Here is a 13,044-nt window from a genome sequence, read left to right as displayed (position 1 = left end):
CGGTGCCGGCGATACCGGAGGTGCTCGTCGTCGTGCTGGCGGGGGTGGCGGCGGGCGGCATCAACGCCGTGGTGGGGTCGGGCACGCTGGTCACGTTCCCGGTGCTGATCGCGCTGGGCTACCCACCGGTCGTCGCGACGATGAGCAATGCGATCGGGCTGGTGGCCGGTGGCGTGAGCGGTGCGTGGGGCTATCGTCGCGAGATCGCCGCTCAGAAGCGGCTCGTGTCGGCGTTGCTGCCCGCCTCGGCGCTCGGCGCGTTGACCGGCTCGATGCTGCTGCTCATGCTGCCCGACGACACGTTCGAGCTCGTGGTGCCGGCGCTGCTGGTGCTGGCGCTGGCCCTGGTGGTGGTCCAGCCCAGACTGCAGAAGCTGGTGGCCGCACGGCGCAGGGGCGCAGGCACCGCGGTGAGTCCGACGCTGGTGGCAGCAGTATTCTCGGTCGGCGTGTACGGCGGGTATTTCGCTGCGGCACAGGGAGTCCTGTTGATGGGGGTGCTGGGTGTGCTGCTGGCCCAGGACCTGCAGATGTCCAACGGTCTGAAGAATCTGCTGGTCGGCGCGGTCAATCTGCTCGCCGCGATCACGTTCACAGTCGTGGCTTTCGACCGCATCGCCTGGCCGGTGGCGGGAGCCATCGCTCTCGGCGCGCTGACGGGAGGCTGGTTGGGAGCCAGATACGGTCGCCTGCTGAGCCCGGCCTGGCTGCGGGCGGCCATCGTCGCGCTGGGAATGGCCGCGCTGCTCCGAATCGTCCTCACGGGCTGATCTGAGCGTTTCGCTCAGAGTGAACCACGCTGGCAGCATGATGTTCTGGGGGCGGTCACGGTCCTGGATTACGACGCCACTCACCGGGCATGCCTACCGTGGAAGGCATCCACCGGACACAAAGGAGTGAGTGGTGACGCGATACCAGCTGCCCGATACGACCGACCTGCGCCGGCTCGGTGAGCCACATGAGGTGGCCATCACGGTCTACGTCGAGACCGCACCGGCACCCGATCAGCGCAACAACAACGTGCTGACCGCCAAGAGCGCTGTCGACCGCATGTTGCGCGAGATCCGCGACCGCGGCGTGGCCTCGGCGGTGGAGCAACGACTGCGGGAGCGGTGGGATGAGATTGCCGGATCCGATATCTGGCTGAGGCTTTCGCGCTCCCTGGCCATCTTCATCGCCGACGACTTCCACGAGGTCTACGTATTGCCGAATGCTCTGGTCAATCAGTCGCAGCAGGGCGCCTACTTCGACATCGGGCAACTGGTGCGAGCCGTCACCACACCGCAGGAGGCCTACGCGCTGACCCTGTCGGCCGGCGGCTGGAACCTGTGGCGGGCCACCGCGACCTCGCGCGCCGAGGAGATGACACTGGTCAGCGAGCACCCCACCGATGTGGCGGAGGCGACCAACCGGGCGACCATCCGCGATCGCGATCACGTGGGCCGTCTGGTCGGCGACGAGGGCAAGAAGGTGCTGCTGGAGACCTACGCCAAGCGGGTCGCCGAAGCCGTTGCCGCCGAGTTGGGCCAGGTGGACCCCGCTGCGCAGCGTCCGTTGTTCGTCTTCGCCTCCGAACCGCTGCTCGGCATGTTCCGGGGCCTGGACAGCAAGCACGAGATCGTGGCGGTGCCGGGCGCGCCCGACACGCTGCGGCCCGACCAGATCGACGAGACGATCCGCGCGCAGTTGTCGTCGTTGAACGCACGACGCACCGACGCACTGGTCGAGGGTATCGGCGACGGGGTGGCCCGCGGCCTGGTCGCCACCGATCTCGCCGACATCAGCCGGGCCGCGGTCGCCGGCGCCGTCTCGACGCTGATCTACGACTTCACCGTCGACGTCATCGGTCGGTTCAACGACGCCAACGGCCGGGTCACGTACGGCGAGGGCGGTTATGACCTGTTGTCGCGTATCGCGATCACCGTGCTCGACAAGGGCGGCGAGGTGGTGGCTGTGCGGCCCGGCGAGGTCACCGCCGACATCTGGAACGGCACAGCGGTCGCCGCGCTGCGCTTCCCCCTGTCCTGATCAGGCCCTGTCCTGATCGGCGATGAGTTCCGGGTACCCGCGGTGTCGGTACCGGCATGACGGTCCGACAGGTTCTTGACGACGCGATTGCCGCGGGCGCGGTACCGGGGGTCATCGCGGCGGTGACGACGCTCGGCAACGATCCGCTGGTCTACGTCAAGGGTCACGACGGGTTCGGCGTTCCGCTGCGCCGCGACACCATCGTGCGGATCGCGTCGATCACCAAACCGATCGTCACGGTGGCTGCGCTGAGGCTCCTGGAACGTGGCGAGGCCGACATCACCGACCCGATCAGCCACTGGTTACCCGAACTCGCCGGTCGACCGGTGCTGTGCGCCGAGGACGCGGCACTTGACGACACCGTGCCCGCCGCGCGGGCGGTGACGATCGAGGATGTGCTGACCGGCCGCTGCGGTGACGGCATGCTGCCACGCTTCCCGATGGATGCCCCGATCCAGGTGGCCTACGCGGCGGCACGCCTGGGTAGTGACGGCCCGCCCGGCAGCTATCCGCTCCCGCCACCCGCCGAGTGGCTACGCCGGCTGGCGGCGCTGCCGCTGGCGGCGCAACCGGGTACCCGGTGGCTGTACCAGACGCCCAACGATGTGCTCGGTGTGCTGGTGTCCCGGATCGCCGGTGAACCGCTACCGGCAGTGCTTGCGCGGCAGGTCTTCGGTCCGGCAGGCATGGTGGACACCGATTTTCACGTGCCACCGGCGAAGCTGGACCGCTTCGTACCGCAACTGGCGCGCACCGCGGACGGTTTCGCGGTGTTCGACCCGGTCGCTGGACTGTGGGCGCGCGAGCCGCAGTTCCCCATGGGGTCTTCGGGGTTGGTCTCCACCCTCGACGATCTCATCGCATTCACCGGGGCCCTGCACGACGGCCGGCTGATCTCGGATCCGATGCTGACCGCGGCCACGACCGACCGGCTGACCGCCGCTCAGCGCGCCGATGCCGAGGTGTTTCTCGACGGCGCAGGCTGGGGTTACGGCCTCTGTGTCGAGTCCGACGGCCGTTACGGCTGGGACGGCGGGCTGGGCACCGGGTGGCGCACGGATCCGAACACGGGCAGAACGGATCTGCTGTTGACCCAGGTGTTGTGGGAGGACCCCGGCGGCCCGCAGCTGCTCGCCGAGTTCCGTGAGCGGGCACACGCCTGAGGACGGCAGTGCCGTGGTCAGCACACCGGCTCACAGGTGTACCGGATCGTGAGAAGGGTATGCATCTGCCAACGCATATTCGACCGAGATCCGACACCGAATTTCGAGACGGCAGGAGGCCGCGATGACCGCTCCCCCAATTCCGTACACCGCTCCCGACCAGGCGGTACAACCGAACGCGCTGCGCAGCTACCTGACCGACCAGATCGAACGCATCCTGGACGGGTTGGTGGGGTTGCGGGAGGGCTCCGACCCTATTCACGACACCCGGGTGGCCATTCGCCGGGTGCGCAGCACACTGCGGGTCTTCGGCGCCGAACTGGACCAGGACGCCGCAGCTGCGCTGGAGCGCGACCTCAAGTGGTTCGCCGCGGTCTTGGGCGATGTCCGAGACGCGCAGGTGCAGCGTCGGCGGCTGCAGGCCGCGCTCAACGAGTTGCCCGATGACGTGGTGCTGGGACCGGTGAGCGCCCGTATCAAGCGCGATCTGCGCGCCGACGAAGCCCCGGCCCGGACCCGGGTGGCCGAAGCGATGGACTCTCCTCGCTATCTGGACCTGGTCACCGAGCTGCAACGCTGGAGCGCAGACCCGCCGGTGCACGGCGATATCCACCGGAAGAGGCTGCGGCACAAGGCACGTAAGGCCGGTGACAAAGCAGACCGGCGACTCGCCGAGGCGCTGGACGCGGGTGACGACGCATTGCTGCACCGTGCCCGCAAGGCCGCCAAACGTGCCCGGTACGCCGCAGAACTGATCCAACACGATGGCCGGTCGTCGAAGTTCAAGCGAAACCAGAAGCACTACAAGCGCATTCAGAGCGTTCTGGGCGATCTGCAGGACACCGTGGTGGCCCGGTCGACGCTGCGGCAGATGGGGGCAGGCGCCGGCACCACACCCGGTGAGAACGGTTTCACGTTCGGCCTGCTCTACGCGCGCGAGGAGCAATTGGCGCGCCAGTGCCGGGCGGCCGCAGCCATGCTGTAGGCGCAGCGCAGGCCGCAAGGCCGCACGTCGACCTCCCCGCACGTCAACCTCTGAGGTGATGATCTGATGACGGCCTATCCGGACTTTGACTCGATGCCCATCGGGGAACGCTGGCGCTCCGGCGGATCAGGGCAGACCCGCGAAAGCACCGATCCCTACCGCGGGGACATGCTCGCCGAGCTGGTGCAGGCTGATGAAGACGATGTCAACCAGGCATACGCCACTGCTGTTGAGGCTCAACGGGACTGGGTGTCGGCGCCGCCCGGAGAGCGCGCGGCGGTGATGCGTGCTGCCGCCGACGTGATGACCGACCGTAAGGATGAGATCGTGCGCTGGCTGGTGCGCGAGACCGGTGGCACCCTGGCCAAGGCTGAGCTGGAATGGGGTCTGGTGCGCTCGGTGATGTGGGAGGCGGCCGCGATGCCGCACCATGTTTCGGGCCGCATCATGCCGTCAGACATCCCGGGTAAGGAGAACCGCGTCTACCGCGAGCCTGTCGGGGTGGTGGCGGTGATCTCACCGTGGAATTTCCCGATGCAGCTGTCCAACCGGTCCGTCGCACCGGCCCTGGCGGTCGGAAACGCCGTGGTGCTCAAGCCTGCCGGTGACACCCCGGTGACCGGCGGGCTGTTGCTGGCCCGGATCTTCGAGGAGGCCGGGCTGCCGCCCGGGCTGCTGTCGGTGCTGGTCGGATCCGGCTCCACCATCGGCGATGCCCTGGTCGCTCACCCCGCCCCGCGGGTGGTGTCGTTCACCGGTTCCACGCCGGTAGGCAAGGGTATCGCCGAGAAGGCGGGTCTGAAGAAGCTGGCCCTAGAGCTCGGTGGCAACGGCCCGCTGGTCGTCCTCGCCGACGCTGACCTCGATCTCGCCGTGGCGGCCTCGGTGTTCGGATCGTTCTTTCACCAGGGGCAGATCTGCATGATCGCCAACCGCATCGTCGTCGACACGACCGTGCACGACGAGTTCGTGCAGCGATTCGTCGGCGCCGTCAAGGCACTTCGGGTCGGTGACCCTAACGATCCGGAAAACCAACTCGGGCCGGTCATCAATTCCTCACAGCTGGAGGGCATTCAGGACAAGGTGACGCGCGCCCGGGACGAGGGTGCTCAGTTGCTGGTGGGCGGTGACCCGTTCGGCCCGACTGGGCTGTGCCTACCGCCGCATGTGCTCACCGGTTCCAATGACGTGGCCACCGCGCTGGAGGAGGTGTTCGGCCCGGTGATGACGGTGATCCGCGCCGACGGAGAGGACGACGCGTTGCGCCTGGCCAACGATACTGAGTACGGGTTGTCCTCGGCGGTGTTCAGTCGCGACGTCGACCGCGCGGTGCGGTTCGGGCGACGGATCGACGCCGGTATGACTCACATCAACGACGCCCCGGTCAACGATGACGCCAACACCGCCTTCGGTGGCGAAAAGGACTCCGGTATCGGGCGTTTCGGTGGGCAGTGGGCGGTCGAGGAGTTCACCACCGACCACTGGGTATCGGTGCAGCACCAGCCTCGGCGGTACGCGATCTAGATCTGCTCACAGCCCGGAGGCGATCAGATCGACGACCGAGGTCGCCAGCAGCCCGACCACGGCGCTGCCCCGCAGCCGGATGTCCGGACTGTGCAGAGTCGGTGACGCCATCCGGCTAATCGAGCGTCGCCCAGAACTCCGTCAGCGCCGCGGCGCCCCGCTGAGGGTCTTCCACCATCCACCAATGACCCAGTCCGTCAAGCACTTCCACACGGGCGCCGGCTCGCTCGGCAGCACGGCGCCGGTTTTCGTTCGGGCCGATGAACGGATCCGCCGTGGGCAGCAGCGCAAGGCCCGGCCGCGCCGCCGCCGTCTCCAGCGCCTTACCGGCCTCGGCCACCGCCGGTTGCGTCGCCGACCGGTACAACGCCAGGATCGCGATCCGCATGTCGTCGTTCTGCTGTTCGGCCAGTGCTGCCGCGATATCGGTCGGGATGCCGAAGGACATCATCAATTCGGTCCGCGCGGTCACCCCGCCCCCCATCATGGCGTCCAGCGATTCCTCGCCGGCCCCGGGTGTCTGCCACACCTGTGCCAGGTCGTGCCACACATAGTCGGTGTCGAACAGCCCGACCGCATCGCTGGCCCAGCTGCGCACCAGCTCGGGCCGATGCATCATCAGGTTCACCACGTGCCCGCCGCCCCAGTCGTGGCCGACCAGGTCGATCGGGCCGTCGATGCGTTCCAGCCGGTCTTCGAGCCAGTCGCGGTACTCGGTCATGGTTGCGCCGAATCCGTCCGGCAGCGGTGCGCCGAAACCGGGCGGTGACAGCAGTACCACGTCGTCGCGGCCGAGTACCGCGGTCAGCGGGCCCCAGATCGCGTCGGTCTCCGGGTTGCCGTGCACGAACACCAATGTCATATCGGCCATCCTGGCACGGCATCGATAACGGGGCGGTGAGAGAACCCGTCGCGACGAGTTCGACAGAGCTCTCGCGAAGGTGCAGCCACTGTCGTGATGTGCACCGCATGACGACCGTGAGAGCACCCTCGCGAAACCCCAGAACGCACTGCAATCCCGCTGGTCACATGCGTCACAGCAGCCCCGGAAAAGGCCGCGACACTCCCCCGCCCGAGACGAGCGATGTCCGCGCCGTGGCCTATGTTGGGGCGTCCGGCGTCGACATGCAGGTGACGCCACGGCACGAACCACACAACGCAACAGAGCGAGGGGGCACGTGGACGACAACGCGACACCGAACGCGACACAGTCCGCCGCTGACCTGCTCGAACTGAACCGCGACCTGCAGGCCTCCCGCGCCATCCGGTTGTTGGCCACCACCAACCTCAGCCTGTACGCGACGTTGATGGAGCGACACCTGGCCGACGGCGTGGTCCCGGAGACCGAGCTGGTGGTGCGGCTGGAACGCGACCTCGACGCGCTCGGCCCGGGCGCCGATGCCCCCTCCGGGCTGGCGATGATCAAGAACTGGGCCAGCCAGGGCTGGCTGCACCGCATCGTCGACGAACGAGGTCCCGCCGGCGGGCGCAACGTCTGCTACCTCACCCAGGACGCCCGCCGCGCGCTGGACTTCCTGCGCGGCATGCGCCGCCAGGACACCATCGCCACGGGGGGCTCGATCAACGGCATTGCGTCGCGGCTCAAACAAGTGGCCATCCGGGTCGGCGGCGACCCCGCCCGCATCCGCAAGAGCATCGAGGCCGAGATGGAGGTGCTGCGTCAGGAACTCGACGAACTGGACCGGGGCGAGCGGCCCCACTCCGATGCCGATCTGACCGACGCCTATGACGAGGCTCGCGCCATCGCTCTGCAGATGGAACGGCTGATCACCGACATCGGTCAGTACGGCGCGATGATCGAACAGGCCACTGCCGCCCTCGATGAACCCATCGACTCGAACGTCGCCTACCGCGACCGACAGCGCCGGATGTACGCCGGCTATCAGGCGGCGTGGGATTCCCAGGGCCGCGACAGCCACCGCGCATTCCTACGGATGATCAACGATCCGGATCAGCGCGCCGAGTTCGAGGCCGATGTGGCCGCGGTCGCCGACGCGTTACCCGGCCTCGACCCGGCGCTGCGCAAGGTGATGGCCGGGTTCTTCGAATTGGTCGGTCACCAGATCGACGAGGTCGAACGCATTCAGCAGCGGTGCGCGCAGCGGGTCAAGCGGTTCACCGCGTTCGGCACGCTGGAGCAGAGCCGCGGGGTGGCCCGGCAGCTCAGCGACGCCATCGGCGCGGCCCGCAACCTGCTCAGGACGAGCCTGATCGACTCGCGCCTGGACATCGAACTGCCGCTGGCCCGGCATGCGATCAGCTCCGTGGGAGCGCTGAGCTTCAAGATCGGCGACCTGTCCAACCCGAAACCGGCCGTCGCCGCCGAGGGCGAGGTCGACCTGACCAGCTTCGCCGCGCTGACCACCCAGGTCGACGCGCCCGCCATGTCCGAGACGCTCAACGCCGCGGTCAGCAAGGGTCCGGTGTCGCTGCAGGAGGCGATCGACCTGCTCGACCGGTCGGGACAGCGGGCCTACCTGGGTCACGTGATCGTGCTGTGGTCGTGGGCGCTCAAACAGCAGCAGCCCGACAGCGCCGGGTCCGGCGCTGGTGGCACGGAGTCGACCATGGTGCGGTTCCGTTCGCTGGACGGTCGGGACCGCGAAATCGCCGTGCCCCGTTTGATGTTCACCGAACCGATCACCACTCTCGTCGGAGCCGCGCAGTGACCACCGATCACGAAACCGACTTCGAGGCGTTCTCGCAGCTGCCGCAGGTCGACCAGAGCGCCCGCCCTCCGCACCAGCGCAGACCGCGCTTCGACGGCGACGTCTCCGAGCTGCCCGACCGCGCCTGCTGGGCGCTGCAGCACCTGCTGACCCGCCGCTACATCAGCGCCGAGACCGACAGCGACGTCTATGCCTGGGTGCTGGAGTACCGCAACCAACTGTCGGTCCGGCTCTCCGAACTCGACCTGCTGCTGCGCGTGGTGGAGGTGGGCCTTCAATCGGACGGCGTCGCGTTCGTCGAGCAGGCCCGCTACGAATCCGCCAAGGGCATCAAGCTGCTTCGCCGCGAGCCGCTCGGCACCTACGACTCCATCCTGGCGTTGCACCTGGCCCAGATGATGCGCGCCGCCGGTGGTCAGAGCGTGCTCATCTCCCGGGAGGAGATGCACGGCCTGTTCTCCGGCGTGCTCAACGACACCGACCGCGACGCCGTCACGTTCGCCGGCCGCATCGACGCGGCGATCGCGCGCCTGGCCGGTTTGGAGATCCTGCGCAAGAGCCGCGACGACGAAGACAGCTACACCATCAGCCCGGTGATCACCGCCGTGATGACAGCAAGCGTGATCACCGAGCTGCAGCAGCAGTTCGAGCTGCTGCAGAACGGCGCGACACCGGAAGTTGAGGTCGAACTTGACTGAGCAGTTCCACCTGTCCCGGCTACAGGTCATCAACTGGGGCGTGTTCGACGGCTATCACGACATCCCGTTCAGCCCCGGCGGCGCGCTGATCGCGGGGGCCTCCGGCAGCGGGAAATCTTCTCTGCTGGATGCCATCTCGCTCGGTTTCCTGCCGTTCAACCGGCGCAATTTCAACGCCTCGGGCGACAACACCGCGGCGGGTTCGAGTGCCGGCCGGCGCACCGTCGACAAGTATGTGCGCGGGGCGTGGGGGCAGCGCAGCGACGGCGGAACCAGCCGGGTGATGTATCTGCGCGGCGACGGCACGGCGTGGTCGGCGGTTGCGGTCACCTATTCCAGCGATTCCGGGCGCACCGTGACCGGGCTCGTGCTCAAGTGGTTGACCGGGGAGTCGCGCAACGATTCCTCGAGCCGTTTCGTGCTCGGTGACGGAGATCTCGACATCGAAGAGGTCTGCAACCGCTGGGCGGCGGGCCGGTTCGACACCGGGGTGTTCAAGGAGGACCGGGGCGAGCGCAGCGACGGGGGAAATCACCGGGGCGAGCGCAGCGACGGGGGAAATCACCGGGGCGAGCGCAGCGACGGGGGAAATCACCGGGGCGAGCGCAGCGACGGGGGGAATTACCGGGGCAAGCGCAGCGACGGGGGGAATTACCGGGGCGAGCGCAGCGACGGGAGGCACACCGGCTGGCGGTTCACCACCAAGGTGGAGTCGCAATACCTGGCACAGCTGTACGCGACGATCGGCATCCGGGCCTCCGACGCCGCCCAGCAGCTGCTCGGAAAGGCCAAGTCACTCAAGAGCGTCGGCGGCCTGGAGCAGTTCGTCCGCGAGTTCATGCTCGACGAACCGGAGAGCCTGGCTCGGCTGCCCGAGGCGCTCAAGCAGATCGATCCGCTGGTGGAGGCGCGTGAACTGCTCGCCGTGGCGCAGAAGAAGCGCAAGATCCTCGGCGACATCGAGAAGATCCAGCAGCGGTACGCCTCGGAGTCCACCGATCTCGGCATCATCGATCTGGTCGATCTGCCGATGGTGCGGGCCTACACCGACCAGGTCCGGTTGGCGCAGTGCCCGGCACAGATCGAGCAACTCGACAGTACCGTCGATCAGCTCGACAACGAGTACGAGGACGTCACCCGTTCATTGAATCTGGCCAAAGCCGAGGCGGATTCGCTCAACGCGCAGATCAGCGGATCCAGCGCGAGCATCGGCCCGCTGCAGTCGCAGGTGACCGCCGCCGAGACCGAGGCCGAGCAGGTGTCACGCCGGCGCGGCGCCTACGAGGACATGCTGGCCGCACAGCAGCTCGACGCCCCCGAAACCGCCGACGACTTCTGGAACCTGCGCGAAGAACTGCTCGCGCAGGCCACCGAACTGCTGGCCAAGGTAGAGCGTCACCGCGAAGCGTCCACCGACGCCGAGTACGCGCAGAAGGCCGCCCGGCTGACGCGCGACGAGGCCGCCAAGGAACTCAAGCGCGTCGAGCACGTGGGCTCGGCCCTGCCGGAATTCGCGCTCACCATGCGCGACCAGATCTGTGCAGCGGTCGGGGTGGACGCCGCCGCGCTGCCCTATATCGCCGAGCTGATGGACCTGCGCCCCGACCAGACCCGGTGGCGCACCGCGGTGGAGAAGGTGCTGCGCGGTGTCGGTCTGCGGCTGATGGTTCCCGACCAGCACTGGACCAAGGTCCTGCAGTTCGTCAACGAGACCAACATGCGGGGACGGCTGCAACTGCACCACGTGCGGGCCAAGCTTCTGGGCGCCGAACCGGTCGAACCCGAACCGAACACGCTGGCCGGCAAGCTGTTTGCGGTCGACCCGAGCCATCCGTGTGCCGCCGAGGCGGTCGATGTCGTCACCGCCGCCGGCGACCACATCTGCGTCGACACCCCCGATGTGTTCGCGCGGTTCCGCCGCGCGGTCACCGACACCGGCCTGTACAAGGACTCCGACCGGCTGGCGATCAAGGACGACCGTCGCCCGCTCAAACAATCCGAGTATCTCTATCAGGGGGACGTGTCGGCGAAGATCAACGCCCTGACCGTCGATCTGGCTGCAGCCGAGGAGACCTACCAGAAGGCGCGCCGGGTCGCCGACGACATCGCCGCCCAGCGGCAGCAGTGGCGGGACCGGGCAGCGGCGTGCAAGGCGATCTGCGAACAGTTCCCGCAATGGAGCCAGATCGACACCGAGACCGCCGACGGGCACGCCGACCGGCTCCGCGAACAGTACGAGCTGCTGTTGGCCGACCACCCCGATATCGAAGCCCTCAACGCCCGCGCCGACGAATGCTGGTCGCAGATCCAGAAGCTGATGACGCGCCGCGGCGCGATCCAGACCCGCCGCGACGACCTCGACTCTCGGCGCACCCGGCTCCTCGAGCTGGCTGAGCGGCTGCAGCCGGCGCCCGACGAGCGCTCGCGCGAGGAGCGACGGCCCGATGGGCGTCGATTCGTGTCCGAGCCGTTGACCGAGTTGTTGGACCGCTATGCCGGTCAGGTTCCGGTCGCTCTGGAGCTGCTCGATCCGGAGCCGCACCGGGATGCGCTGTTCACCGCGATCAAGAAGGAGCGCGAGCAGCTGCGGGAGAGCCGGCGTCGCTCCTACGACGAATTGGCCCGCATCCTCAACACTTTCGACACCTCGTTCCCCGACGCCATCCCCAATGACAGCGACAATTTCGATGAGCGCGTGCACGACTACGTCGCGCTGTGCCGCCACATCGACGAGCGCGAACTGCCAGAGGCCTACGAGCGCATGATGCGCCTGGTGACCGAGCAGGCACCGGATGCGATCCTGACGCTGCACCGGGTGGCCGAGCAGGAGGCCCGCCGTATCAGCGACCAAATCGACCGTGTCAACACCGGTTTGGGTGCGGTGGAGTTCAATCGCGGAACCCGGCTCACGCTGCGGGCCACCCCGCGCAGCCTGACCGCGGTGTCGGAACTGACCGAGATCGTGCGCGCCATCTCGCGGCGCATCGCCGAGGTCGGGCTGGGTGACAAGCAGGCGATCCTGGATCAGTACGCCGACATTCTGCGGCTGCGCAACCGGTTGGCTTCCGCTGCGCCGGAGGACAAGGCGTGGACGCGGGACGCCCTGGATGTGCGTAACCGGTTCACGTTCGACTGTGCCGAATGGGATGTCGCCACCGAGGAACTGATCCGCACCCACAGCAACGCCGGTGACAATTCCGGTGGCGAGCAGGAGAAGCTGATGGCTTTCTGCCTGGCGGGCGCGCTCAGCTTCAATCTCGCGGCACCCGGTGACGCCGGGACCGAGGAAGCCAACAGACCGGTTTTCGCGCAGTTGATGCTCGACGAGGCCTTCTCCAAGTCGGATCCGCAGTTCGCCCAGCAGGCGCTGCAGGCGTTCCGCAAGTTCGGCTTCCAGCTCGTCATCGTCGCGACGGTGCAGAATGCGACGACCATCCAGCCCTACATCGACAGCGTGGTGATGGTGTCGAAGACCGAGGCCACCGGCCGCAACGCCCGCCCGGTGGCCACCGTGGTGACGCGGACGATTTCGGAGTTCGACGAGCTGCGTCGCGAGATGCGGGCCGGCACGAAGGTCCCGGCCGGGGTCTGACCACCCCGCGCGGGCGGGTGCGGCCCGTCCGGCGACGGGTGTTCCGGCGTGTCGGCTGCGGTGACGCCACTCCCCCAATGCGGTGACACCACAGCCGACGCGCCCTGGAAAAGGCTCCGCTCAACCCCTCGCTGCGCGTGCCCCGCCTGGTTCTGGCGAGATAGACCACAGCGATCGTACATAAACGGCGGCGTTTTCGAGAAACGAACGAGTTCTTGATATCGAAACCAGTTTCAGGTGGTCAGAGCGCCGTGGGCCGCACCGTCCGATCCGCTCGGACGGCGGCTCGGAGGACCCCTTCGGCGACGCGTCCGATCGCGGCTCGACGCCCCTATACTGCTCGGCACAACGGCATCCGGCCACC

At 67.9% G+C, this 13,044-nt stretch carries 9 protein-coding genes; 8 read left to right on the top strand and 1 reads right to left on the bottom strand.

Annotated features, from left to right (window positions below):
* The first annotated feature begins 2 nt into the window (after window positions 1-2).
* From ACNUDN_RS04750 to ACNUDN_RS04730, 5 genes are all read left to right on the top strand, one after another.
* Window positions 3-770, top strand: a complete 768-nt coding sequence (locus ACNUDN_RS04750; protein WP_419120878.1) for a sulfite exporter TauE/SafE family protein — start codon at window positions 3-5, stop codon at window positions 768-770.
* A 133-nt stretch (window positions 771-903) separates the two neighbouring features.
* Window positions 904-2,028 (top strand): baeRF11 domain-containing protein, encoded by a 1,125-nt coding sequence (locus tag ACNUDN_RS04745; RefSeq protein WP_419120877.1) that lies wholly within the window; start codon window positions 904-906, stop codon window positions 2,026-2,028.
* Between the two features lie 56 nt (window positions 2,029-2,084).
* A complete protein-coding gene (locus ACNUDN_RS04740) occupies window positions 2,085-3,191 on the top strand; it encodes a serine hydrolase domain-containing protein (protein WP_419120876.1) in 1,107 nt (368 codons plus the stop codon).
* A gap of 124 nt (window positions 3,192-3,315) precedes the next feature.
* A complete protein-coding gene (locus ACNUDN_RS04735) occupies window positions 3,316-4,176 on the top strand; it encodes a CHAD domain-containing protein (protein WP_419120875.1) in 861 nt (286 codons plus the stop codon).
* A 66-nt stretch (window positions 4,177-4,242) separates the two neighbouring features.
* Window positions 4,243-5,700 carry an aldehyde dehydrogenase family protein gene (locus ACNUDN_RS04730; RefSeq protein ID WP_419120874.1) on the top strand — a complete coding sequence of 486 codons (1,458 nt, stop codon included), beginning with the start codon at window positions 4,243-4,245 and terminating at the stop codon, window positions 5,698-5,700.
* A gap of 115 nt (window positions 5,701-5,815) precedes the next feature.
* Here ACNUDN_RS04730 and ACNUDN_RS04725 read toward each other — a convergent pair whose 3' ends face one another.
* On the bottom strand, window positions 5,816-6,562 hold the full coding sequence (locus ACNUDN_RS04725; protein ID WP_419120873.1) for an alpha/beta fold hydrolase: 747 nt from the start codon (window positions 6,560-6,562) through the stop codon (window positions 5,816-5,818).
* 316 nt (window positions 6,563-6,878) lie between these two features.
* On the opposite strand from ACNUDN_RS04725, the gene ACNUDN_RS04720 reads away from it, so the two are divergent.
* The 3 genes from ACNUDN_RS04720 to ACNUDN_RS04710 are packed head-to-tail and all read left to right on the top strand — an operon-like array spanning window position 6,879 to window position 12,680.
* Window positions 6,879-8,390: a DUF3375 domain-containing protein gene (locus ACNUDN_RS04720; protein WP_419120872.1), complete on the top strand. Its 1,512-nt coding sequence runs from the start codon at window positions 6,879-6,881 to the stop codon at window positions 8,388-8,390.
* Window positions 8,387-9,088, top strand: coding sequence for a DUF4194 domain-containing protein (locus tag ACNUDN_RS04715; RefSeq protein ID WP_419120871.1), 702 nt, complete (start codon window positions 8,387-8,389; stop codon window positions 9,086-9,088). Before ACNUDN_RS04720 ends, ACNUDN_RS04715 begins: the two co-directional genes overlap by 4 nt.
* A complete protein-coding gene (locus ACNUDN_RS04710) occupies window positions 9,081-12,680 on the top strand; it encodes an ATP-binding protein (RefSeq protein WP_419120870.1) in 3,600 nt (1,199 codons plus the stop codon). The genes ACNUDN_RS04715 and ACNUDN_RS04710 overlap by 8 nt, the downstream gene beginning before the upstream one ends.
* Window positions 12,681-13,044: the final 364 nt, after the last annotated feature.

It is taken from the genome of Mycobacterium sp. smrl_JER01, assembly GCF_048513595.2.
Classification (GTDB): domain Bacteria; phylum Actinomycetota; class Actinomycetes; order Mycobacteriales; family Mycobacteriaceae; genus Mycobacterium.
The sequence above is the reverse complement of the archived record's forward strand: the minus strand, read 5'-3'. Positions and strand labels throughout refer to the sequence as shown.

Bases quoted from the DNA above. Each gene is read 5' to 3' on its own strand.
- ACNUDN_RS04725 (WP_419120873.1), bottom strand. From the start codon at position 6,562: ATGACATTGGTGTTCGTGCACGGCAACCCGGAGACCGACGCGATCTGG.
- ACNUDN_RS04730 (WP_419120874.1), top strand. From the start codon at position 4,243: ATGACGGCCTATCCGGACTTTGACTCGATGCCCATCGGGGAACGCTGG.
- ACNUDN_RS04740 (WP_419120876.1), top strand. From the start codon at position 2,085: ATGACGGTCCGACAGGTTCTTGACGACGCGATTGCCGCGGGCGCGGTA.
- ACNUDN_RS04735 (WP_419120875.1), top strand. From the start codon at position 3,316: ATGACCGCTCCCCCAATTCCGTACACCGCTCCCGACCAGGCGGTACAA.